Annotated in this window: 20 protein-coding genes; 6 read left to right on the forward strand and 14 right to left on the reverse strand. The window is 73.3% G+C overall.

Going from position 1 to position 21,112, the window contains the following annotated elements:
* Nucleotides 1-411 precede the first annotated feature (411 nt).
* Both ccrA and modA read right to left on the reverse strand, forming a co-directional pair.
* Nucleotides 412-1,758, reverse strand: a complete 1,347-nt coding sequence (ccrA, locus tag STBA_RS04100; protein WP_077057910.1) for a crotonyl-CoA carboxylase/reductase — start codon at nucleotides 1,756-1,758, stop codon at nucleotides 412-414.
* Between the two features lie 117 nt (nucleotides 1,759-1,875).
* Complete coding sequence (gene modA / locus STBA_RS04105; protein ID WP_079251705.1) at nucleotides 1,876-2,670, reverse strand: molybdate ABC transporter substrate-binding protein; 795 nt, start codon at nucleotides 2,668-2,670, stop codon at nucleotides 1,876-1,878.
* Nucleotides 2,671-2,859: 189 nt separating this feature from the next.
* Between modA and STBA_RS04110 the strand changes: the two genes are divergently transcribed.
* The 5 genes from STBA_RS04110 (at nucleotide 2,860) to STBA_RS37030 (ending at nucleotide 6,146) form a co-directional block, all read left to right on the forward strand.
* Entirely contained in the window at nucleotides 2,860-3,381 is a 522-nt protein-coding gene (locus STBA_RS04110) for a winged helix-turn-helix domain-containing protein (protein WP_077057911.1), read from the forward strand.
* 27 nt (nucleotides 3,382-3,408) lie between these two features.
* Nucleotides 3,409-4,230: a M23 family metallopeptidase gene (locus STBA_RS04115; protein WP_077057912.1), complete on the forward strand. Its 822-nt coding sequence runs from the start codon at nucleotides 3,409-3,411 to the stop codon at nucleotides 4,228-4,230.
* Nucleotides 4,231-4,326: 96 nt separating this feature from the next.
* Nucleotides 4,327-4,881 carry a SigE family RNA polymerase sigma factor gene (locus STBA_RS04120; protein WP_077057913.1) on the forward strand — a complete coding sequence of 185 codons (555 nt, stop codon included), beginning with the start codon at nucleotides 4,327-4,329 and terminating at the stop codon, nucleotides 4,879-4,881.
* Nucleotides 4,874-5,467 carry a hypothetical protein gene (locus STBA_RS04125; RefSeq protein ID WP_077057914.1) on the forward strand — a complete coding sequence of 198 codons (594 nt, stop codon included), beginning with the start codon at nucleotides 4,874-4,876 and terminating at the stop codon, nucleotides 5,465-5,467. Before STBA_RS04120 ends, STBA_RS04125 begins: the two co-directional genes overlap by 8 nt.
* A gap of 103 nt (nucleotides 5,468-5,570) precedes the next feature.
* Nucleotides 5,571-6,146: a hypothetical protein gene (locus STBA_RS37030; protein ID WP_077057915.1), complete on the forward strand. Its 576-nt coding sequence runs from the start codon at nucleotides 5,571-5,573 to the stop codon at nucleotides 6,144-6,146.
* A gap of 36 nt (nucleotides 6,147-6,182) precedes the next feature.
* Here the strand turns inward: STBA_RS37030 and STBA_RS04135 are convergent, their stop codons facing one another.
* Genes STBA_RS04135 through STBA_RS04145 form a run of 3 tightly spaced genes read right to left on the reverse strand, consistent with a single transcriptional unit; the run spans nucleotide 6,183 to nucleotide 10,923 of the window.
* Nucleotides 6,183-7,409: an FAD-dependent oxidoreductase gene (locus STBA_RS04135; protein WP_077057916.1), complete on the reverse strand. Its 1,227-nt coding sequence runs from the start codon at nucleotides 7,407-7,409 to the stop codon at nucleotides 6,183-6,185.
* Nucleotides 7,406-8,803: an FAD-dependent oxidoreductase gene (locus STBA_RS04140; RefSeq protein WP_077057917.1), complete on the reverse strand. Its 1,398-nt coding sequence runs from the start codon at nucleotides 8,801-8,803 to the stop codon at nucleotides 7,406-7,408. Before STBA_RS04140 ends, STBA_RS04135 begins: the two co-directional genes overlap by 4 nt.
* Nucleotides 8,800-10,923 (reverse strand): molybdopterin oxidoreductase family protein, encoded by a 2,124-nt coding sequence (locus STBA_RS04145; protein ID WP_077057918.1) that lies wholly within the window; start codon nucleotides 10,921-10,923, stop codon nucleotides 8,800-8,802. Before STBA_RS04145 ends, STBA_RS04140 begins: the two co-directional genes overlap by 4 nt.
* A gap of 361 nt (nucleotides 10,924-11,284) precedes the next feature.
* On the opposite strand from STBA_RS04145, the gene STBA_RS04150 reads away from it, so the two are divergent.
* Nucleotides 11,285-12,667 (forward strand): FAD-dependent oxidoreductase, encoded by a 1,383-nt coding sequence (locus tag STBA_RS04150; RefSeq protein ID WP_079251706.1) that lies wholly within the window; start codon nucleotides 11,285-11,287, stop codon nucleotides 12,665-12,667.
* A 72-nt stretch (nucleotides 12,668-12,739) separates the two neighbouring features.
* Here the strand turns inward: STBA_RS04150 and STBA_RS04155 are convergent, their stop codons facing one another.
* From STBA_RS04155 to STBA_RS04195, 9 genes are all read right to left on the reverse strand, one after another.
* Complete coding sequence (locus STBA_RS04155; RefSeq protein WP_077057919.1) at nucleotides 12,740-13,309, reverse strand: PPOX class F420-dependent oxidoreductase; 570 nt, start codon at nucleotides 13,307-13,309, stop codon at nucleotides 12,740-12,742.
* A gap of 61 nt (nucleotides 13,310-13,370) precedes the next feature.
* Nucleotides 13,371-14,321: a prenyltransferase gene (locus STBA_RS04160; RefSeq protein WP_077057920.1), complete on the reverse strand. Its 951-nt coding sequence runs from the start codon at nucleotides 14,319-14,321 to the stop codon at nucleotides 13,371-13,373.
* 13 nt (nucleotides 14,322-14,334) lie between these two features.
* Entirely contained in the window at nucleotides 14,335-15,864 is a 1,530-nt protein-coding gene (locus tag STBA_RS04165; protein ID WP_077057921.1) for a class I adenylate-forming enzyme family protein, read from the reverse strand.
* On the reverse strand, nucleotides 15,861-16,586 hold the full coding sequence (locus STBA_RS04170) for a methyltransferase domain-containing protein (protein WP_077057922.1): 726 nt from the start codon (nucleotides 16,584-16,586) through the stop codon (nucleotides 15,861-15,863). The genes STBA_RS04165 and STBA_RS04170 overlap by 4 nt, the downstream gene beginning before the upstream one ends.
* Nucleotides 16,587-18,089 carry an NAD(P)/FAD-dependent oxidoreductase gene (locus STBA_RS04175; protein ID WP_077057923.1) on the reverse strand — a complete coding sequence of 501 codons (1,503 nt, stop codon included), beginning with the start codon at nucleotides 18,087-18,089 and terminating at the stop codon, nucleotides 16,587-16,589.
* A 27-nt stretch (nucleotides 18,090-18,116) separates the two neighbouring features.
* Nucleotides 18,117-18,575 carry an SRPBCC family protein gene (locus tag STBA_RS04180; protein WP_143659421.1) on the reverse strand — a complete coding sequence of 153 codons (459 nt, stop codon included), beginning with the start codon at nucleotides 18,573-18,575 and terminating at the stop codon, nucleotides 18,117-18,119.
* A 46-nt stretch (nucleotides 18,576-18,621) separates the two neighbouring features.
* The gene (locus tag STBA_RS04185) at nucleotides 18,622-19,407 is read right to left on the reverse strand and encodes a maleylpyruvate isomerase family mycothiol-dependent enzyme (RefSeq protein ID WP_079251707.1); all 786 of its coding nucleotides are present in this window, start codon (nucleotides 19,405-19,407) and stop codon (nucleotides 18,622-18,624) included.
* Nucleotides 19,404-20,477 carry a PEP-utilizing enzyme gene (locus STBA_RS04190; RefSeq protein ID WP_171987635.1) on the reverse strand — a complete coding sequence of 358 codons (1,074 nt, stop codon included), beginning with the start codon at nucleotides 20,475-20,477 and terminating at the stop codon, nucleotides 19,404-19,406. The genes STBA_RS04185 and STBA_RS04190 overlap by 4 nt, the downstream gene beginning before the upstream one ends.
* Complete coding sequence (locus STBA_RS04195; protein ID WP_079251709.1) at nucleotides 20,474-21,100, reverse strand: hypothetical protein; 627 nt, start codon at nucleotides 21,098-21,100, stop codon at nucleotides 20,474-20,476. Before STBA_RS04195 ends, STBA_RS04190 begins: the two co-directional genes overlap by 4 nt.
* Nucleotides 21,101-21,112 lie beyond the last annotated feature (12 nt).

The raw sequence follows: 21,112 nt of genomic DNA on the forward strand, positions 1-21,112 counted from the left end.
TGTACATTTCCGGCCTGTTTGCCCGCCCTGGCGCGCGCCGCTCCCCTCTGGCCGAACGACCCGGCATGACGGGCAAAGGTGAGTTTCACCGGTGTGTGCCGCAGGCTACAACCGTGAAGCGCGCACCGCGGGCCGGACTTGTGGACCTGCTGCACCCAAAGCCTCCACGGGTACAGCCATCCGCCGATGCGGTGCTCGGCAGAAAAAGTGGCACGGCGATGTTGAGCAGGCCGTGCCGCGTGAACGGGAAAAACTCCAGTACACTCATCCACTGCCGCCGACACAGCTTGTAACGATTTTCTCCCCAAGGGCGGAGAATTCCGGCGCGGTGACCATGGGCGCCCCCGTTCCCGGGCAGGTCGGAACGTGTCCGCGTGACCCGCCCCGCGCAGCTGCCACGGGACCATCCGGTCAGACAGGGCCCGGGGTGAGGCCGCGCAGCGGGTTCAGCCGGTCCTCGCCGATCCTGGCGCGCGTGGCGGGGTCGGTCACGCCGAGCCCCGTTTCCGGGGCCATGCAGAGCACGGCGACCTTGCCGACGTGCCGGTTCGTCTGCACCTGGCGGGTGGCCTCGGCGGCCTCGGCCAGCGGGTACACCGCGGACATGGTCGGCACGACGCGTCCCGACTCGATCAGCCGTGAACACTCCACCTGCTCCTGGAGGTTGGCGGCGTGGCTGCCGATCACGCGCTTCAGCTTCATCCACAGGTACCGGTTGTCGTACACGTGGTGGTAGCCGGTGCTCGACCCGCAGGTCACCACGACGCCGCCGCGGCTGACGACGAAGACCGAGATGCCGAACGTCGCCCGCCCCACGTGCTCGAAGACGATGTTCGCGTCACGGCCGACGCGTTCGCGGATGAGGCGGCCGAGCCGCTTGCCCGCGGCGATGACCTCGTCCGGGTCGCCGGACGGATCGTCCGCGAGGCCGAACTCCTCGCGGTTGATGACGACGTCGCAGCCGAGGCGGCGCACCACCTCCGCCTTGCGCTCCGAGCCGACGATCCCGACCGGGATGCCGCCGCCGTTCTTCACGAACTGGACGGCGTAGCCGCCGAGTCCGCCGGCCGCGCCCCAGATCAGCACGACATCGCCCTGCTTGAGCCGGGCGCCCCGCTCGCCCACCAGCATCCGGTAGGCGGTGCCCGCGCACAGCGGGTTGCAGGCGGCCTCCTCCCACGTCAGGTGCGGGGGCTTGGGGATGAGCTGGCTGGCGCGGACCACCGTGTACTCGGCGAGGCCGCCGAAGTTCGTCTCGAAACCCCACGCGCGCTGCTCCGCGCCGAGCATGCCGTCGGCGTGCGTCGCCGGCTCCTGGTCGTCGACGTGCACCGGGCTGATGGTCACATGGTCGCCGGCCCGCCAGCGGCGCACACCCGAGCCGACCCGGACGATCACCCCGGCCCCGTCGGAGCCGACGACCTGGTACGGCAGGTCGTGGCGGCGGGCCCAACCGCCGGTTTTCGCGTACTGCTTGAGGAAGCGGAACGTCGGTATCGGCTCGAACATCGCCGACCACACGGTGTTGTAGTTGATCGCGCTGGCCATGACCGCGACCACGACCTCGTCCGGCGCCGGCTCCGGCATCGGCACCCGGCCGACCCGCAGCGACTTGCGCACGTCCTTGTCCTCCACACCGCGGAACGTGTCGACGTCCTCCACGCGCAAGTGTGCCGCGGTGTAGTCGCCCGGGAGAGCGGCGCGCTCGATCTCCTCGGCCGGCGCGCCGTTCAGCAGTGCCTCGGTCAGCTGGCTCATCGTCACCACTCTCTTCTCCGCGCCGTTCCTGGGCCGGCGCGGGCGGGATGTGCCGGCGGCGGACGCCGGTGTGACGGCACTATAAAAGGTGCGGGGCCCGGTCGAGGGCCGCCCGGGTCAGGGCAGCAGGAAACCGGCGTCCGCCAGGATGCCCCGGGCCTCCGCCGCGCCGAGCCAGCCGACGAAGTCGGCCGCGGCCCCGGGCTGTCCGCTGCCGGCCAGGGTGGCGGCCGGATAGGCGGCGACCGCATTCTGCCCCGCCGGTACGGGCACGGTGCGCACGGCTTCCCCGGCCGCGGCGGCGTCGGTGACGTAGACCAGTCCCGCGTCGGCCTCGCCGAGCCGCACCTTGCTGAGGACCGCCCGGACGTTCGGCTCCTGGGAGTCGGGAACGGCATCGACGCCCGCCGCGTCGAGGACCTGCCGGCCGTACCGGCCGGCGGGCACCTCGGGCGCGGCCAGGACCAGGCGCAGCCCGGGGTCGGCGAGGTCGGCGAGCCCTTCGACGCCGCCCGGATCGTCCGGCGGGGTGACGATGGTCAGCGCGTTGCGCGCGATGACGGCGCTCTCCCCGGTGTGGTCCGCGACAGACTCCATGGTCGCGGTGTCCGCCGTCACCAGGACGTCGGCCGGGATGCCCTGCTCGACCTGGGCGGCCAGCTCCTGGGAGCCGGCGAAGGAGAACTCGACCTCGACGTCCGGGTGTTCCTCCTCGTACGCCGCCCCAGCGGCCTCGAAGACGTCGGTGAGCGAGGCCGCGGCGAGGACCCGCAGCGAAGCGCTCCCCCCGCCGTCGTCCGCGCCGCCGGCCGAGCAGGCCGCCACGGGGACGAGCAGCGCCGCGCAGGCCGACGCGGCGGCGGCGAGGCGCGCCGGGCGGCGGGACCGGATGGGGTGGCGGCTTCGGGGCATCTGTCTCGCGTCCTGTCACGGTCGGGACCCGGGAACGGCGCGGCTGATCCGCATGTGCGGGTCGTTCTCCACGATGCTATGGCATCTGCGCGCTCGTGAACCCAGGCACCTCGCATCTGCCGCTCATCTTGGTCGGACGCCCAACAGCGAGTTTTCACTATTACGTAATTACGTATACGCTACGCCGATATGGAGCTGGAAGAGCGCGTCGCCGAGCTGGAGCGCCGGGTCGCCGCACTGGAGACCGAGGGCGCCGCCGGGGCCGCCCGGGGGCACGCGGAGCCGGTGGCAGCCGATTTCTGGGCCCTCGAAGGGCTCAAGGCCCGGCTGGCCGGGACGGGCGCCGAGGCCGCCGACGGCGCGGTGCTGTTCACCGGGGCCGTGCGCATCCCCGCGGGCGGTCGGTACGAATGGCAGTACGGACTGCCCACCGGGGACGTGCTCGACGCGGACTGGACGCAGGCCGCCGAACGGTTCGCCGCCCTGGGGCACCCGGTGCGGATGCGCCTGGTGAGGGAGATCCTCGGCGGCCGGGACACGGTCGCGGAGCTGGCCCGCCTGGACGGACTCGGCACCACCGGGCAGATCTATCACCACCTGAGGCAGCTGACGGCCGCGGGCTGGCTGCACGCCGCGGCCCGCGGACGGTACGAAGTGCCGCCGGTGCGGGTCGTCCCCCTGCTGGTCGCCCTCACCGCCACCCGCTCGTGACCCGTCACCGAAGGAAAGGACACTCCCGTGCGCCGAACGGCCAGAGTCGTCGCCGTGCTGTACCGCGCCTGCTGGGCCGCGTTCTTCGGGCAGCTCGTCGTCTCTTTCTTCGTCGACTTCACCATGCTGTGGGGATGGCTGCTCATCGCCGCGGCCATCGCGCTGGCCCTGGTGGCGGGCCGCCTGGCGCGCCCGGTGGGGGCGCCGGCGCCCGCCGTCGAGGTCGAGCCGCCGGTCGAGGGCCGCTGGTCGGCGCTCAACAGCCCGGCCGACAAGGTGCCGAGCCACGGCACCCACGGCTACGGGCAGACGTTCGCCATCGACATCGTGGCGGACCCGGAGGACCGGCCGCGGCCCTCGTTCGGCTGGACGCCGCTCCTGCGGCGCAACCGCGACTTCCCCGCGTTCGGCCGCCCCGTGTTCGCCGCGGCCGACGCGCGCGTCGTGCACGCCGAGGACCACCGGCGCGACCACCTCAGCCGCTCGTCCTGGCCCGCGCTCCTCTACCTCTTCGGCGAGGCCCTGGTCCGGGAGACGGGCGGGCCGGGCCACATCGTCGGCAACCACGTCGTACTCGACCTCGGTGACGGCGTGTTCGCCCTGTACGCCCACCTCGAACGCGGCTCTCTCACGGTGCGCGCGGGCGACCGGGTCCGTGCGGGTCAGCAGCTGGCGCGCTGCGGGAACTCGGGCAACTCCTCGGAGCCGCACGTCCACTTCCAGCTGATGGACGGGCCCGACCTGCGCACCGCGCGAGGCGTCCCGTTCAGCTGGCGGAACGTGGGCGTGCCCGGGAACGGCGAGCACTTCACCGCGACGGCCGCCGCCCGGGACCGACGCGGCCCGTGACGGGGGCGACGGCGTCGGGGCCCGCGTGCGCGCGAGTGGCCGACTCCTTGTGCCGCGAGGGAGCCAAGTGGCACCGTGCAGCGGAACAGGAGAGGCATGCGACCACCAGAAGAACAGCGCGGCGGCCGGGCTGCGGACGAGCAGGCGTTCGACGCCTTCTACACCGCGAGCGTCGGCCGGCTCATCGGTCAGCTGTATGCGATGACAGGCGACTTCGCCGAGGCGCAGGATGTGGTCCAGGAAGCCTTCGTCCGGGCCTGGGAACGCCGCGACGAGCTGGACCTGAACGCCGCTCCCGAGGCGTGGGTGCGCACGGTGGCCTGGCGGCTGGCGGTCAGCCGGTGGCGGCGGGTGCGCACCGCGCTCGCCTTCGCCCGACGGCAGGGCCCGCCGGCCACGGTGCCGCCACCGGAACCGCACCACGTGCTGCTGGTTCAGGCGCTGCGGCAGATCCCCGAGGCTCAACGACGGGCCGTGGTGCTCCACCATCTCTGTGACCTGACGGTCGAGCAGGTGGCCGCCGAGGCCGACTGCCCGGTCGGCACGGTCAAGGCGCAGCTGAGCCGGGGGCGGGCAGCGCTGGCACGGCTGCTGGCCGATACCGAGCTGGACCCGCGGACTGCCCGCGGGTGGGAGGTGCGTCATGGCTGACGGAACTGAGCCGGAAGGTTACCTCGCCGGCCTCGCCGACCTCGCCGAGTCGGGTCGGCGGCACGCGGAACCGCTTGCCGCGGAGCGGATCAGGGCGCGCGGTGAGCGGCGCCTGCGCCGCAGGCGGACCGCCCTGGCGTCCGGCGGCGCGCTGCTGGCCGCGAGTCTGGCCCTGGGGGGACTGTCACTGACCCGCGCCGCCCAGGGGCCGGAGCCACCCGCCGTTCCCCCGACGCCGACCGCTTCGCCGTTCGTGCCGCCGACGCCCGCTCCGGGTGAGGAGTACGCCAGCGAGCTGGGCTATGTGTACGGGGCGGTGCTGAGGGGGGACACGGTGCAGGTCACCGTCGAGCGGATCCGTGCCGTGCGAGGGACCGTGGCACCCGTCGGTCCGGTGCACACGCTGACGCTGCCGCGGGGGACGCTGGTCGAAACCAGGCAGCTGGCCGACGGGAACCCCGCGGACGTACGGCTGGACCGGCTGGTGAGCCGGCTGGCCGACGGGCCGCGGTGGGTGTTCGTCATCGACTACGACAGTGAGGGCCGGGTGCACTCGCTGCGGGAGGCGTACTGGCTCTCCGAGTGAGTCCCCACGGCGAAGAAACGGGATCGGGATGCAACCCGAGGGGTGGGGTGGCGCGTAGAGCCCATGTATCCGGAACACACCCGATCCTGGGGGACCTTTGACCATGTACTTCGCACGCCGCCGGGCCGCCGTACGCTGCCTCACCGCGCTCGCCCTCAGCCTTGCGGCCCTGACCGGGTGCAGCGGCGAGGGCGACGGGCAGGCGGCAGCCACCGCACCCGCGACGTCGGCGCCGCCTTCCGCCCCGGCCGACGAGACGGCCCCGACCACCGCGCCGGACGATACCTCGGAGCCGGACGACACCTCCGAGCCGACCGATGCGGCCCCCTGGGCAGGGGCCAAGCAGTTCGTGCAGATCGACGACGCCTGGACGAGCGACGGACGGACGTACCTGTCGGTGCGGCCCGCCCAGAAGGAGGCGCACGTCACCGACCACTCCGAGGCCTGGGTGGTCGTCCCGGGCGAGGGGCCCTACACCGAGGTGCCGGTGGCCGAGGACGCCCAGGTGCTGCTGGCGGTCCCGCTCGGCGACGAATCCCGGGCCTCGTCGTACTCCCAGGCCGAGTTCGTCAGCCGGCTGACGGCCCAGCCGTCCTCGGCCCGCTCGCGCGTCGGGTACGACCTGAGCTTCGACGGAGAGGGACGGGTGACCAGGCTGGAGTCGCTGTACACGTCCTGAATGCTCAGCGGCCTCGTCCGGGACCGGCGGTCCGCCCTACGGGCCGCCGCTCGCCAGCAGCTCCTCGGGGGCGGCGGTCAGCTCCCGGCCGACGGCCGAGCGCAGCACGGGGAACGCGCCCGCGTCGCCCGCGAGGACACCGCCGAGCAGCACCCGCGCGTCCTGGCTCAGCACGAGCTTGGCGTAGGTGTCCGCCGCGTGGTCGGTGTACGCCAGCTCCAGCGCGCCCGGGGTGCGGGCGTGCGCGTCGCCGAAGCTCGCGACGTCCACGCCGAGCAGCTTCAGCCGCGCGGCCGTGTCCGCGCCCGGGAACGGCTCCGAGGCGGCGCCGAGCAGCTGCGCCGCCACCGTCTCCGCCATGCGGTGGGCGGGCGCGGCCAGCCCGTGGCAGTGGCCCTCGACGGCCGCGCACTCCCCCACCGCCCAGATGAACGGGTCGGCGGTGCGGCAGTGCCGGTCCACCAGGAAGCCGCCCCGCGGACCGCGCGCGAGCCCGGCCGGCTCCGCCAGGTCGTCGCGGGGGCGGATGCCCGCGGAGAAGATCACCAGATCGGCGTCGACGACCGTGCCGTCGGCGAGGTGAACGGCCCGCACGCGCCCGTCGGGACCGGCCGCCACGGAGCGCAGCGCGACGCCGCAGTGCGCGTGCAGGCCGCGCCTGGCGACCAGCCGCGCCAGGACCCGGCCGCCGCCCTCGTCCATCTGGAGCGGCATCAGCCGCTCGGCCAGCTCCACGACGTGCGAACGGAGCCCGAGCAGCCGCAGCGCGTTCGCGGCCTCAAGGCCGAGCAGCCCGCCGCCGATGACCGCGCCGGGGCGGCCCGCCACCGCTTCCGCGCGAATCCGTTCGAGGTCGTCCACGGTGCGGTAGACGTGGCAGCCGGGCAGGTCGTGTCCCGGGACGGGCGGCACGAACGGCCGCGAACCGGTGGCAAGCACCAGGGCGTCGTACCGGACTTGGGTGCCGTCCGCGCAGGTCACGGTGCGCGCGGCCCGGTCGAGTGCGGTGACGCGGGTGGCCGTCCGCAGGTCGACCAGCGGGTCGGTCAGGAAGCCGGCCCGGACGAGGGCCAGCCGTTCCGCGCCCGCGCCGGGGCCCGTGCCCTCCAGCCAGGCCGACAGGGCGGTCCTGTTGTAGGCCGGGCGCGGCTCCTCGCCCAGCACGACGATGCGCCAGGCGCCCGCCGGGTCCCCCGCGCGGACCTGTTCGGCAAGGCGGTGACCGGCCATGCCGTGGCCGACGACGACGAGCGCACGGGTCATCCGGCACCGCCCGCCCCGGCCGGAGTGGCGGCTGCCAGCAGGCGGCGCACCGGTTCCAGGCACGTTCCGCAGCCGGTGGTCGCCCGCGTGGCGCGGGCGAGCGCGGCGGTGTCGCGGGCGCCGGCCGCGACGGCGTCCAGGAGCGTGCGGCCGGTGACGTTGTTGCAGGCGCAGACCACCGCGTCCGCCGACGCCGCAGGCGCCGGGCGCGTCGCGGGGCGGGCGCCGAGCAGCAGGGCGAGCCGGTCGGACGGCACCGGCGCACCGGAGTCGTGCAGCTGGCCGACGGCGGCGATGGCCCGGGGCAGGCCGAGCAGGACGGCGGAGGCGATGCGGTCCTCGCGCAGGTGCAGCCGGGCGTACCGGCGCCCGGCGGGGTCGGAGAAGGTGACGGTGTGCCCGCCGTCCGCGGCCCCGCCCGCCTCCGGCGGGGGCGCGACGCACAGCAGGTCGACATCCGCGGACCGCAGGCGCACGGCCGTTCCGCGGGGCGTGTGGCGGGCGTCGTGCCCGGTGAGCACTCGGGCCAGCACGTCGGCCTGCTCCCAGGCGGCGGACAGGACCCCGGGCACCTGCCCGGCGTGTTCGGCGCAGTCGCCGATCGCGTGTATCCGCGGGTCGTTCGTGGTCAGCCGGTCGTCGACCACGACGCCGGTGCGCACGGCGAGCCCGCACCCGCGGGCCGGTCCGGTCACGGGCGCGACGCCGGTGCACAGCAGCAGCGCGTCCGTCGGCAGCGGCGGCCCCTCGCGCAGCAGCAGCTTGCCCGGCACGTACTCGGCGGCCCCGACACCCAGGTGCAGCGTCACGCCCAGGTCGGTCATGCGGTCGGCGAGCATGCGGCCGGCGGCCGGGTCCAGCAGGTGCCCCGCCAGGTGGGCGTGCGGGTGGACGAGGGCGACGGCGTGACCCGCGGCGCGCAGGGCGAGGGCCGTCTCGACGCCGAGGACGCCCCCGCCGAGCACGACGACGCGCCCGGACGGCAGGGCCGCCGTATCGGCGAGGGTGCGCACCGTCCGCACACCGCGGGCGAGTTGGCCGCCCGGGGCGCGCAGGCCCGGCACCGCGGGGATCACGGGCGCGGCCCCGGTGGCCAGCACGAGCGTGTCGTAGGCGTGATCCGCGCCGTCCGAGGCAAGCACCACGCGCCGTCGCCGGTCGATGCCGGTGGCGGTGGTCCCGGGCAGGACGCGGGTGCCCGCCGGGTGCGGCGGCAGCAGGACGGCTTCGGGCGGCAGGCCGCCCGCGAGCACCGAGGGCAGCAGCACCCGCTGGTAGGCGGGGTGCGGCTCGGCGCCGAGCACGGTCACCCGCCCGCGGTGGCCGTGGTGGTGCAGCCGCTCCGTCAGGCGGTGGGCGGCCGGGCCGTTGCCGACCACGAGGACGCGGGTCACGGCGCGTCCCCCGCGACTTCGTCCGGGGCGGGCTCGACGCGGACGGTGCTGACCTTGAACTCGGGCATCCTGCTGCGCGGGTCCAGGGCGGTGCCGGTGATGAGGTTGGCCCGTCCGGCGCCGGGAAAGTGGAACGGCAGGAACACGGTGTCCGTCCGCATGCTGCCCACCAGGCGCACGCGGGCCAGCATGCTGCCGCGCGGCGAGCTGACGCGGGCGAGCGCGCCCTCGCCGAGGCCGGCGCGGGCGGCCGTGTCGGGGTGCATCTCGGCGAACGCCTCCGGGGCCGCCTCGTGCAGCTCGGGGACGCGGCGGGTCTGGGCGCCCGACTGGTAGTGCGCCAGCACCCGCCCGGTCGTCGCGTACAACGGGTAGGCGCCGCCCGGGGTTTCCGCGGACTCGCGGTGCTCGACCTCGGCGAAGCGGGCCCGGCCGTCGGGGTGCGCGAACCGTTCGAGGAACAGCCGCGGCGTGCCCGGGTGCGGGCGGCCGGGGCGGTCCTGGTCCGCCTCGTCGGGGCAGGGCCAGTACAGGGCCTCGCCGGCGTCGAGCCGCTCGTAGGTGATGCCGGAGTAGTCGGCCGGGCCGCCGCGGGAGGCGCGCCGCAGCTCCTCGAAGACGCGGCGGGGCTCGGTGGGGTACCGGTGGCCGGGCTCGCCCAGGCGGACGGCGAGTTCGTGCAGCACGTGCAGGTCGCTGCGGGCCCCGCCGGGCGGCGGCCGCAGCCGGCGGCGGCGCAGGACCCGGCCCTCCAGGCTGGTCATGGTGCCCTCCTCCTCGGCCCACTGGGTGGTGGGCAGCACGACGTCGGCGAGGCGGGCGGTCTCCGAGGGCACGAAGTCGGCGACGACCAGCAGGTCGAGCGCGGACAGCCGCGCGGTGACGTGGCCCGCGTGCGGCGCGGAGACCACCGGGTTGGACCCGAAGACCAGCAGGGCCCTGGGGCCTTCCGGCCGGCCGAGCGCGTCGAGGAGTTCGTAGGCGCTGCGGCCGGGGCCCGGCAGGGTGTCGGGGGGCACGCCCCACACCCCGGCGACGTGCCGCCGCGCCGCGGGGTCGGTGATCAGGCGGTAGCCGGGGAGCTGGTCGGCCTTCTGCCCGTGCTCCCGGCCGCCCTGCCCGTTGCCCTGCCCGGTGAGACAGCCGTAGCCGCCGGCCGGGCTGCCGGGCAGGCCGAGGGCCAGGGCGAGGTTGATGAACGCCGCGACGGTGTCGGCCCCCTTGCTGTGCTGTTCCGCGCCGCGGCCGGTCAGCACGTAGGCGCTCCGCGCGCCGCCGAGGAGGCGTATCGCGGCCCGCTGGTCGGCGGCGGGCACGCCGGTGACGCGCTCGACGCGCTCCGGCCACCAGGCCATGGCGCGGCGCCGGGCCGCGTCGAAGCCGGTGGTGCGCCGCCCGATGTGGTCCTCGTCGCAGTGCCCTTCGGTGACGGCCAGGTGCAACAGGCCGAGGGCGAGGGCCAGATCGGTGCCGGGGGCGGGCTGGAGGTGCAGAGCGGCGCGGCGCGCGGTCGCGGTGCGGCGGGGGTCGATGACCACCAGGGCGGGGCGTTCCAGGTGCCGCATCAGGGGCGGCATCGTCTCGGCGGGGTTCGCGCCGGCCAGCAGGACCACGTCGGCGGCGGCGAGGTCGGTGACGGGGAACGGCAGCCCGCGGTCGGTGCCGAACGCGGCGAGTCCCGCGGCGGCGGCCGAGGACATGCAGAACCTGCCGTTGTAGTCGATCTGGCTGGTGCCGAGCGCGAGGCGGGCGAACTTGCCGAGCAGGTACGCCTTTTCGTTGGTCAGCCCGCCGCCGCCGAAGACAGCCGCGGCGTCGGCGCCGTGGGCGGCGCGGATGGCGCGCAGCCGGGTGGCGACGGTGTCGAGCGCGGTGTCCCAGTCCGCGGGGGCGAGCGTGCCGCCGGGGCCGCGCACCAGCGGGGTGCGCAGCCGGTCCCGCGCGTCGAGCAGCGCGGGCGCGGTCCAGCCCTTCTGGCACAGGCCCCCGGCGTTGACGGGGAAGGCGGAGGGACGGACGGCGACGGCGCCGCTGCGGTCCGTGAGCCGGGTGCCGCACTGGAGGGCGCAGTAGGGGCAGTGGGTCGACACGGTCCTGACGGCCGGGTCTTCGTCAGCCATGGGCGTACTCCTGACGCACGTCGCCACGTTGGGCAGGACCGGGTCGCGCCGAGCGCTCCGCGAGGGGACCGACGGTCAGTCATCCTACGGGCCCGCGGCGGCGCGGCGGCGGCCGGAGGCGGGCACGTTCCGGCTCGTTTCCACGCCGTTCGCTTTCGCACAGTATCGGGGCGGCGGGCGGGGTGACGCCGTCCCCCGCACTTCCGGCCGTCCGACGGCTGACGCGGCCCCTGCCCCACGGACCGCCCGTGCGCGAGCAAAGGAATTCGGATATCCCGCGCGCAGAAAGGAGTTGTCATCCGGCCGCATCCACGTGCGGCGACCCTATTCTGGACGGAGCGGAATTCATCGGGAGGTCTTCGTGTTCGAGTCAGCTGCCCGTGTGTTCGCCCGGATCAGTACGGACGAGCCGATCACGAAAACCGAGGTCCTCATGGGCCGGGCCGTCGTGCTCGGCGGGAGCATGGCCGGACTGCTGGCGGCCCGCGTGCTGTCGGACCACGCGGAGAGCGTACTCATCATCGAGCGTGACGAGTTGCCCGCCGCCGCGGCCCCGCGTTCCGGCACTCCGCACGACGGCCAATTGCACACGCTGATGCACGGCGGGCGGATGCAATTGGAGCGTTTCTTTCCGGGATTCGCCGAGCAGGCACAGGCGGAGGGCGCCATCCTCTCCTCGCCGTTCAACATCAGGGCGTACGCCGACGGGACGCCGAAGGTGAGCGACGGGCAGATGGGGCTCATATCGAGCAGCAGGCCGTTCCTCGAGTCCCAGGTACGCAGGCGCACCCTGGCGCTGCCGAACGTCAAGGTACTCAACGGCCGGGCCCGCGGCCTGGTGTTCCGGGGGAACGCGGTCGCCGGTGTGCGGTGCGTCGCGGGCCAGGACGAGTGGACCGAGGACGCCGACTTCGTGGTGGACGCCACGGGACGGGCCAGCAAGCTCGGCGAGTGGCTGGAGTCGGGCGGCTGGGAGCGTCCCCCGATGCAGCGCATGGCCATCGGTGTCGACTACGCCACCGGCTACTTCAGCCGCCCGGAGGACGATCCGGAGCTGGCCGCGGCCATCGCCTACCGCACGCCGAGCGCGACGCCGCCCCGGGTGGCCACCGGCGCGATCAACGCCATCGAGGGCAATCGCTGGCTCGTGACGCTCGCCTCCTACGGGAAGCAGCCGCCGATCAAGGAGCTGGACGAGTTCCGCGAGCTGGCCGCCAAGGACCTGCCGCCCGTCTTCGGGCAGGCCGTGCGGAACGAGCCGGCTTCCGCCATCGTCACCTACCACCAGGCGGAGAGCCGGCGGCGCGGCTACCACGTGCTGAAGCGCTTCCCGGCCCGCCTGATCAGCGTCGGCGACGCGGTCGCCTCGTTCAACCCGATCTACGGACAGGGCATGTCCTCGGCGGCGCTGCACGCCTCCGCCCTGTCGGAGTACCTGCGCGGAAAGCCCGATCTGAACGTGCCGGCCCGGGCGTTCCTCCACATGCAGCGGGTCGTCGTGGACGCGGCCTGGCAGATCTCCACCTCCGCCGACCTGGCACGGCACGACATCGACGGGCCCTACCCGCGCGGCCACGCGTTGTCGAAGTGGCTGGTCGGGCAGATCGTCGACGCCTCGATGACCGACCGGCGAACCGCGGTGCGCTTCAACTCGGTGACGTACATGCGCAGTCACCCGCGTTCGCTGGTGACGCCCGGCACGCTGCTGCGGGCGATGCGGGTCAACCGCAGGGCGGCCGCCTGAGCCGTCACGGCCGAATGCCCCCTCTCCCGCGGCGGGAGAGGGGGCATTCGGCCGTGCGAGCGGCGGCGCCGCTCACTGCCTGGGCTGCTCGGCGGGCTCCTCCGCGGCCTTCTCCTCCGCGGCCTGCCCTGCCGCCTCGGCGTCCCGGCCGGCCTCGCGTTCGAGCGCGGCGGTCGGGGTGATCTCGATGTAGGCGGCGTCCTCGTAGACGGTGGCGACGGTGCGGTCGTACACCTTCCGGCCGGCGCCGTAGGCGTCAATGATGATCTTGGCGGCGGCCTCCTTCTCCTCGTCGGGCAGGATGCGGGCCGTGCAGTGGATGACGGGCCCCTTGGGCTTGCCCCTGATCGTCGAGGGTGCGAACAGCACGTTCGGGTTGTTGCGTATGCGCCGCACCTTCCACGAGTCGCAGCCCGTGCGCAGGTAGGCCCGCCCGTCCTTGAGGCCGAACCACATGGCCGAGGGCACCCCCTCGCCGTTGCGCTTGTAGGTGACGAGCAAGGCGAACTTGCCCCGCATTCCCCCGAGGTGATCGGGGGCGTTCGGCGAAGCCTTGACCTTCCAGGTCACCGGGTGCCGCCACGAGTCGTACATGCGCAGAACTCGCTGTTCCCACCATTGCTTGCTGAAGATCCGCAGCATCGGCTGCTCCCTCGTGTTCCAGTGCCCCGGTGTGTACGGGGCGTCAACAGCCTGAATCCGGTCAGGCGAGCAGGAAGGCCACGGCCAGGCCCACGCAGCCCAGGTCCACTCCGCTCAACCCGATGAAACGAGCTTTTCGCCAGTCCTCCTTGCCGACACCGTAGTAGAGCTGAACGGCGTGCAGCACGACCACGGGAACGGTCGCGAGACCCAGCGCCGTATCGAATCGCGTCGTCGTGAACAGCAGGGTCAGCAGGGTGACACTGCCGAGGAAAAGCAGCACGAGAACGCCCTTGAACACGGCAGGCGGCAGGAAAACTGCCAGGGTCTGGCGGGACACTTCCGCGTCACCGCGCCGGTCGGACGCGTTCCCGTAGTTCACGATCAGCAGGAACCACAGACCCACCAGGGCGCTGGTGTACCAGATTTCCGCATTGAGCGATCCGGCCACCAGCCAGTACGGCAGCAGGGCGATGCATCCGATGATGAAGAGAATCGTCGTCTCAAGGCCGAAAGGCCGGTAACTCAGCTTCATTCCGACCGAATACTGGACCGAGCAGACCTGGGCCACCAGCATGACGGCCACGGCGGCGAACGGCGACCCGCCGTCCAGGGTGAGGACGGCGACGAGCCCGGACGCCACCGCGACAGCAAACATCACAATGGCGAACCTGACGGCCTCGGCCTCCGTCAGTACGCCGGTCAGCAGCGGCTTCCGCGACATCGTTCTCGCGGGCCGCCCGGCGTAGTTGCGGGCGTCGCTGCCGTCGCGGTACCCGCCGAGGTCGTCGGCCGCGCCGCCCGCCCACTGCGTCGTCAGCACCATGACGAGCAGCAGGGCGAGTGCGGCGGCCGTGTCGCGCCCGACGTGGCCGTCCAGGCGCAGGAGCAGCAGGGCGAGGACCCAGCCGTAGGCGTGGTGGTAGACGCGGGCCTTGCCGAGCTGGAGGTAGGCAAGGACCTTCCCACCGCCGGGGGCCGTGGTGGTGCCGGGTGCGGCAGTTGCGGTCATGCGGCTGGCTCCCTCAGGGGGCGGTGGAAAGAGTCCGGTCGGTGATCGACCGCTTCAGCTGGTCCCGCTTGATCTTTCCTGTGATGGTCCGCGGGAACTCGCTGTCGGGGATGATGAGCGGGTCGGCCATCTTCGCCAGCGGGCGGGACGCCTTCTCCCAGTCGCGCTTCCTGAACTCGGTGCCGGGGCGCACGGACAGCACGGGCTGGAGCTGCCCGTCCACCTCGAGCACCACCATCTCCAGGAACTCGGGGAACTTCTCGAGCAGCACGTCCTCGATGCCGATGCCGCTGAGGGCGCCGGACACCTTGTCGACCTGCCGGTCGATCAGCGTGATGTTCCCGAACCGGGACTTCGCGCCCCAGTCGCCGGTGTCCCACCAGTCGTTCTTCCCGACGCCGTCGGCCGTGAGGTCGGGCCGGTTGATGTAGCCGGAGAACACGCCCGGCGTGCGCACCACGATGCGCCCGGGCGTCCCGGCGGGCACCGCCTTGCCCGACTCGTCCGAGATCCGCACCTTGCAGAACGGGAAGCGCGGCCCCGCGTGATGTCCCCGCAACAGCTTCGAACGCCGCAGCCGGCGCAGCTTCGGCGACGTCTTCAGGTGGCTGCGGATGGCGACCGGGCCCGTCTCGTTCTGCCCGTAGACCTCCACGCACACGGCGAACTTCCGGTCGGAGCCCTTCAGCAGCGCGCGGACGGTGTCCGGGTGGATGACGTCGAACCCGGCGCCGAAGAAGCGCACCGACCTGAACGCGCCGCCCGGCGAGAGGTGCTGCCAGGCGCGGAACGTGTTGGGGTGCGTCTCCAGGTAGGTCGGGCGGTGCCGCTTCAGCATGCGCTCGACGTTCTCCGGGGAGTGGTCGTCCAGCAGCAGCAGCGGCGCCTTGCGCATGAGGGCCGCGTAGATGCCGACGACGGTCCTGCCGTGCACCGGCGAGATGGCGAACGCGATGTGTCCGCGCAGCCGGGAGACGAAGTGGATGACCGCCTGCACCTTGGAGTTGAACTCGATGCTGCGGCTTGAGCACTCGGCGAGCTTGGGCACGCCGGTGGTGCCGGAGGTGTGCACGACGACGTAGGCGTCCTCGGAGGCGACCTCCTTGCCGCGGGAGAACCGTTCGTGCGCGGGCAGTTCGGCCGCGATCTCCCGCCAGTCGAGCTGGTCGAGGCCGGGGAAGGCGTCCGTGCTCTCCGCCAGGCGGTCGTCGCTGGTGAGGATCGCCGTGACGTCGGGCACGTCCTTCACCATGGCGGCGACGGTGGGCCCGTCGAGCGTCGGACTGATGAGGATGGGCACGGCGTCGAGCGCGGTCATGGCCGCATAGGCGACGATGGTGTCGGTCGCCGACTCCAGCCGGACGATGCACCGCTTCCCCGGCCCGAGGCCACGCGCGCGCAGCGCGGTCGCCGTGCGGGCGGCGGCGTCGGCGATGTCCGCCGGCGGGATCTTCTCGTCCCGCGCGGTGACGATGATCGGCTCGTGGTCGACGATCCACGGTGCGGCGTCACGGGGGAGCGCCAGCAGCTTGTCGAATATCAAGGGTGGCCTCTTCTCGACTCGATGGGGTGCGGGGAGGTGTCCTGGAGCGGGACGACTTCGAGCAGGTCGTAGGACACCGGGCCCTCGGGTTCTTGCACGACGGCGGATCTGACGCCGGTGAGGCGCTGGCCCTCCTTTTCGGCCAGCTCCTCCAGATCGGCGCGGGCGGCCCTGCTGCTGAGCGCGATCAGCACCCGGCCGCCGGGCGCCACATGGTTTCTCGCCTCGGCGAAGTACCGCCGGTGTGCGTCGTATCCGGGGTCGACGTACGCCAGTTCGTGAATGTGCTTGATTTCCAGATCCTGCGGCACCCAGACGTTGTTGGAATGCCAGTAGATGACGTCGAAGCGCGGTGCCGCCGTGAGGGACGCGAAAAGGTCGCTCTGCACGCAGGTCACCGCGTCGGCGACACCGAAACGTTCGGCGTTGAGTGCGGTGTTCGTGACGGCTGCCGGGTTCAGATCGGTGGCCCAGACAGTGCGGCATCCGGCGCGGCCCGCGTTGACCGCGATGAGCCCGGTGCCGGAGCCGATTTCGAGGAAGGAGCCGCCGACGGGAAATTCGAGCAGGTCCAGCTGGGCCAGGCTGGAGTTGTGGTGCGCGGGCGAGAACACCCCCTTGAGGATCGTCCAGGTTTCACCGCGGATGTCGACGTCCGTCTGCTCGTGGCCGTTGGCCCGGCTGGCTTCGCTTCGCCTCAGCGCCTGCGTGTAGTCATACATTTACTTCTCCGCGGAAGTGGTCGCATAGTTCTCGATGTCGAAGCGGGCCAGCTCACTCCGCAGCCGCCGGATCGACCACGGCCAGGTGACGAAGTTGTTTCCCTCGTCGTCCAGGTAGAAGCTGCGGCATCCGCCGTTGTTGTGGACGCTCGACGTGAGGCTGCGCTGCACCGCGTCGTTGAACGCGCGAAAGGGCTCGGGCCGGATCTCCGATGCGTCGATACCGCGGGCCTCGGCGGCCGTGATGGCCTCGGTGACGTAGTCGAGCTGGGCTTCCGCGAGCGCGAGCAGCGAGTGGTAGGTCACGATGTTCGGGCCGAGCAGAAGGTAGGCGTTGGGGCAGCCGGGAACGGTCGTCGCCCGGTACGCCTCCGGTCGCGCCGCGTCCCACGTCTCGGACAGCGGGCGGCCGTCGCGGCCCCTGATCCTGGCGGCGACCGGCGGGCGGCGCAGTTCGAAGCCGGAGCCGAAGACGATGACGTCGGCCTCCGTGCGGTCGCCGCCGGCCGAGACCAGCCTGCTGCCCTCCACCGCCGCGAGGGCGTGCGGGATCAGCCGCACGTTGGCGCGGGTCAGGGCGGGCAGGTAGGTGCTGGACAGCAGCAGGCGCTTGCAGCCGACGGTGAAGCCGGGCGTGAGCCGGGCGCGCAGCGCCGGGTCGCGGACCTGGCGCCGCAGGACCAGGCGGCCGACCGGGTTCAGCAGGCGCGCGGTGCCCGCGCGGCGCATCACCAGCGCGAGGACGCGCAGCGCGGCGCCGCATACGCCGCCGAACAGGCGCCGGGCGGCCGGGACCCGGCGGAACAGCCGCCGGACGGCGGCGGGTACCGGGAAGTCAGGGCGCGGCAGGACCCAGGAGGCGGTGCGCTGGAAGACGTCGAGGTGCCCCACGACCGGCTGGATCTCCGGAACGATCTGGACGGCGGAGCAGCCGGTACCGACGACGGCGACGCGTTTCCCGGTGAGGTCGACGCCGTGGTTCCAGCGGGCCGAGTGGAACACCTCGCCGGGGAAGCCTTCCAGGCCGGGAACGGCGGGGATACGGGGCTCGTGCAGGAGGCCGGTGGCGAAGACGACGTGCCGCGCGGCGAACCGGCCGCGGTTCGTGCGCAGCAGCCAGCGGCGGCGCTCCTGGGACCAGGCGGCCTCCGTCAGCTCGGTGCGCAGGCGCAGGGCGTCGCCGAGGCCGGACGCCGCCACGGTGTCCTCGATGTAGGCGAGCAGCTCGGCCTGGCCGGCGAAAAGCCGGCTCCAGCCGGGGTTGGGGCGGAAGGAGAACTCGTAGACGGATGAGGGAATGTCCACCGCGCACCCCGGATAGGTGTTCTCCCGCCAGGTGCCGCCGACCCGGTCGGCCTTCTCCAGCACGAGGACGTCCGTGATGCCCGCACGGCGCAGTTTGACCGCGGCGGCTATTCCGGAGAGGCCGGCCCCGATCACGACGACATGCGCCTGCCGCTCGCCGGCTTCGGCGGTGCGCGGGGCGCTCGTCGAGACCGTCATGGGTCCCCCTTCGTCATCGGTCCTTCGTCAACGCCGGTCTTTTTCCAGGGTTTCCTGGGTCAGCCGGAGCTCGCGCTCGACCGATTGCGGAAGGGTGCGCCGCAGCACGGGCTCCAGGATCAGACGCAGCACGGGGTTGAAGGCGAAGGAGATCATGCGGGTTGCCCTGATGCCGCCTTCGACCGCCTCACAGGAAAAGCTCGCCTCGAAGTGCGCCATACGGTGATTGAGCTTGTTGAGCGGCCTCGGCGCGAGCCGGATGTCGATGCGTTTTCCCGGCGTGAGCCGCATCTGGGCGACCGCTTTGGGCTGCGGCAGCGGAAGACCCGGCATGCGGGGCTGGAACTTGAACTCGGTGAGCGTTTCCTCCCTGTTCGCCCATGCGATCGAGCCGATCTTGTCGTCGACGTCGATGTACCGCTCGACGTCCATGACGAAATTGAGAAACAAGTCGGGCGTGCACGCGATGACGCGTTCCTTTTCCACCCTCACCATGCTGACAGATTACCGCCTTTCACCGGTCGGGGCCGGATCACAGATAAGCCCTTGCGTGCTGGAGGGCGAGTTCCGCGAGTTCTCCTTCCGGCCGGAGTTCCGGGGGCGGCCCGCCGCGCGTGCGCCGGGTCGCGACGCGGCACCACGCGAGCAGCGGCCCGCGCAGCACGTCGGTCGCGTCCTCGTCGCCGAACGCGTGCCGGGTGCCGTCCGCGGCGGTGAGGTCGAGCCGCAGCGACCGGCCCGCGGGCCAGCGGACCCGGCCGCGCGCGAGCGCCCAGCGCAGCGTGGCGAGGCCGAGCGCGGCGACGTGGTGCAGCCGCGCGGTCTCGGCCACGGGCAGGCCGAGCGCGTCGCGGACGTCGAGGCCGTGGGCCCAGTGCTCCATCAGCCGCGCGGTGGCGAACGTGCGGGCCGGCATGCCGAATCCCCAGGCGACGCGGTCCTCGGGGGCCAGGCCGGCCAGCAGTCCCCTGGTCCGTTCGGCGGCCGGGTGCCACCAGCCGGCCAGTTCGGCGGGCGTCATGCCGTCGCCGCGGCGGCAGCCTGCGGCCGTGAAGTCCTCCGCGCTCGCGTGCGGCGACACGGCCTCGGCGAACGCGCGGGGACCGCCCGTCAGGGTGTCCGCCGCGACCTCCTCGGTGTCCGCGAGGTGCGCGACCTGGTCCCGGACCGACCAGCCCGCCGCGGCGGAGGGCCGTGCCCAGTCCGCCGCGCCGAGCGAGGCGAGCAGATCGGCGAAGTCCCGCTGCTCCGCGGCGAGACCGGCCAGCTCCGCCGTCCCGCGCATCGCCGTCGCGGCCGCGTTCCCCGTTCCGGTCATGGCATCGACACCGTGCCCGCGCTGCCGTCGACGACGAGCGTGCCGCCCGCGGCGAGTCTGGCGAGCGCGTCGGCGCCCACGCCGGTGACGCAGGGCACGCCGAGTTCCCTGGCGACGATGGCGGCGTGGCACAGCATGCCGCCCTCGGCGGTGACCAGGGCCGCGGCCTCGGCCATCAGCGGTACCCAGTCCGGGTCGGTCTGCTCGGTCAGCAGCACCGTGCCCGGTTCCCACTGCGGGTCGTCGACCTCCCGCACCCACAGGGCCCGGCCGGTGGCGCGGCCCGAGGAGGCGGGGGTGCCGTGCACGGTCCGCCCCTCCTCCCCCGGCCCCTGCGCGCGGTGCGGCACGGCGTCCACCAGCTCACTGGTCATCGGACGGAACTGGAGCCACACCAGTCCGGTGTCGAGCACGGCGAACTCCAGATCGGCGGGCACGCCCAGGGTCTGCTGCACCGCCAGGCACGCCGCGCCGACCGGCCGGCCCCCGGCCTCGAGCTCGCCCAGGCCCCAGCCGCCGACGCGGCCGGCCGCCGTCCACTCCTCCCAGGAGGGCGTGACGGCGCCGGACACCAGGGCGTCGCCGCTGCCGGCGGCCCACTCCAGGCGGCCCTTGCCCAGGCCGCGCCCCAGCCACAGCCCGCTGCGCAGCGGGGTGCGGAACGGTTGCAGCAGCACGGCCATCCCGACCCCAAGGCCGCTGCCTGCGTGGGTGCGTTCCCGGTAGGCGGCGACCCTGTCGCTGTCCGCGGAGGCGCGGACGGCGGCGATGGCGTCGGCCAGATCGTCGACGGGCACGTCGAGTTCGCTGCGGAACAGACCGGCGTAGGACAGGGCAGCACCGTCCTCGACGGTGGCGGAACTGCGCACGGCCCAGCGGGGCGCGACGCCGGCCAGCGCCTTCAGTTCGGCCCCGGCCGGGTCCGCGCCGACGGGCACCACCCAGGTGTCGGGGACCGTCAGCCCGGCCCGCAGCAGCGCGGCGAGCCCGACGGCCTTGCCGCCGAGCGCCGCGCGCCGGTCCGTGTCCACCGCGCCGGTCAGGCGCAGCAGCCCTCCGCCGGTGCTCACCGCGCCGTCCCCGCCCGTTCCTCGTCCTCGCGCTGGATCTTCATGGAGACCAGCAGGTCGCGGTGCAGCTCCATCCAGACGTCGTGGTACGAGTCGCACATGACGCCGGTGAACGCCTTCTGCTCACCGTTGCGCAGCCGGGCCAGCGCGTCGGCGAGCGCGTCCCCGTAGCGCTGGAAGCGGGAACGGACCTCCGCGAGGCGGCCGATGATGGCGACGGCCTCCTCGTGCTGGGCCTCCAGCTCCTTCAGCAGCGCCTCGTCGTAGGCGGCGTCGGTGTGGTCGTTGGGCACGCCGTCGCGCACCTGCCAGCGCGTACAGGTGTCCTTGAAACGGCCGTTGAGCGGCACGAAGTGCTCGTAGCCGGGCCGCAGCAGATCGCGGTCGTGGGCGGGCACGTCCTCGTCCATCAGCTCGCCGTGGCGGGCGCGGCCCTTGGGGGTGACGCGCCACAGGCCGCGGCGCTCCATGTGCGTGGCGAGCCCTTCGGTGCGCAGCGCCTCCAGCTCCCGCAGGACCTCGTCGGTGCCGCGGCCGGTGATCTCGGCGAGGGGCGCGGACTGCGCCATGCCCTTGACGACCAGGGCGTGCAGTACGTCGAAGGAAACGGTGTCGGGCAGCACGGGATCTCCCGG

The organism is Streptomyces sp. MP131-18, from assembly GCF_001984575.1.
GTDB classification, from domain to species: Bacteria; Actinomycetota; Actinomycetes; order Streptomycetales; family Streptomycetaceae; genus Streptomyces; species Streptomyces johnsoniae.

Excerpts from the sequence above, each read along its gene's own strand:
- STBA_RS04125 (WP_077057914.1), top strand. The coding sequence starts at position 4,874 with ATGGCTGACGGAACTGAGCCGGAAGGTTACCTCGCCGGCCTCGCCGAC.
- modA (WP_079251705.1), bottom strand. The coding sequence starts at position 2,670 with ATGCCCCGAAGCCGCCACCCCATCCGGTCCCGCCGCCCGGCGCGCCTC.
- STBA_RS04110 (WP_077057911.1), top strand. The coding sequence starts at position 2,860 with ATGGAGCTGGAAGAGCGCGTCGCCGAGCTGGAGCGCCGGGTCGCCGCA.
- STBA_RS37030 (WP_077057915.1), top strand. The coding sequence starts at position 5,571 with ATGTACTTCGCACGCCGCCGGGCCGCCGTACGCTGCCTCACCGCGCTC.
- STBA_RS04135 (WP_077057916.1), bottom strand. The coding sequence starts at position 7,409 with ATGACCCGTGCGCTCGTCGTCGTCGGCCACGGCATGGCCGGTCACCGC.
- STBA_RS04155 (WP_077057919.1), bottom strand. The coding sequence starts at position 13,309 with ATGCTGCGGATCTTCAGCAAGCAATGGTGGGAACAGCGAGTTCTGCGC.
- STBA_RS04160 (WP_077057920.1), bottom strand. The coding sequence starts at position 14,321 with ATGACCGCAACTGCCGCACCCGGCACCACCACGGCCCCCGGCGGTGGG.
- STBA_RS04120 (WP_077057913.1), top strand. The coding sequence starts at position 4,327 with ATGCGACCACCAGAAGAACAGCGCGGCGGCCGGGCTGCGGACGAGCAG.
- STBA_RS04175 (WP_077057923.1), bottom strand. The coding sequence starts at position 18,089 with ATGACGGTCTCGACGAGCGCCCCGCGCACCGCCGAAGCCGGCGAGCGG.
- STBA_RS04185 (WP_079251707.1), bottom strand. The coding sequence starts at position 19,407 with ATGACCGGAACGGGGAACGCGGCCGCGACGGCGATGCGCGGGACGGCG.
- ccrA (WP_077057910.1), bottom strand. The coding sequence starts at position 1,758 with ATGAGCCAGCTGACCGAGGCACTGCTGAACGGCGCGCCGGCCGAGGAG.
- STBA_RS04145 (WP_077057918.1), bottom strand. The coding sequence starts at position 10,923 with ATGGCTGACGAAGACCCGGCCGTCAGGACCGTGTCGACCCACTGCCCC.
- STBA_RS04170 (WP_077057922.1), bottom strand. The coding sequence starts at position 16,586 with ATGTATGACTACACGCAGGCGCTGAGGCGAAGCGAAGCCAGCCGGGCC.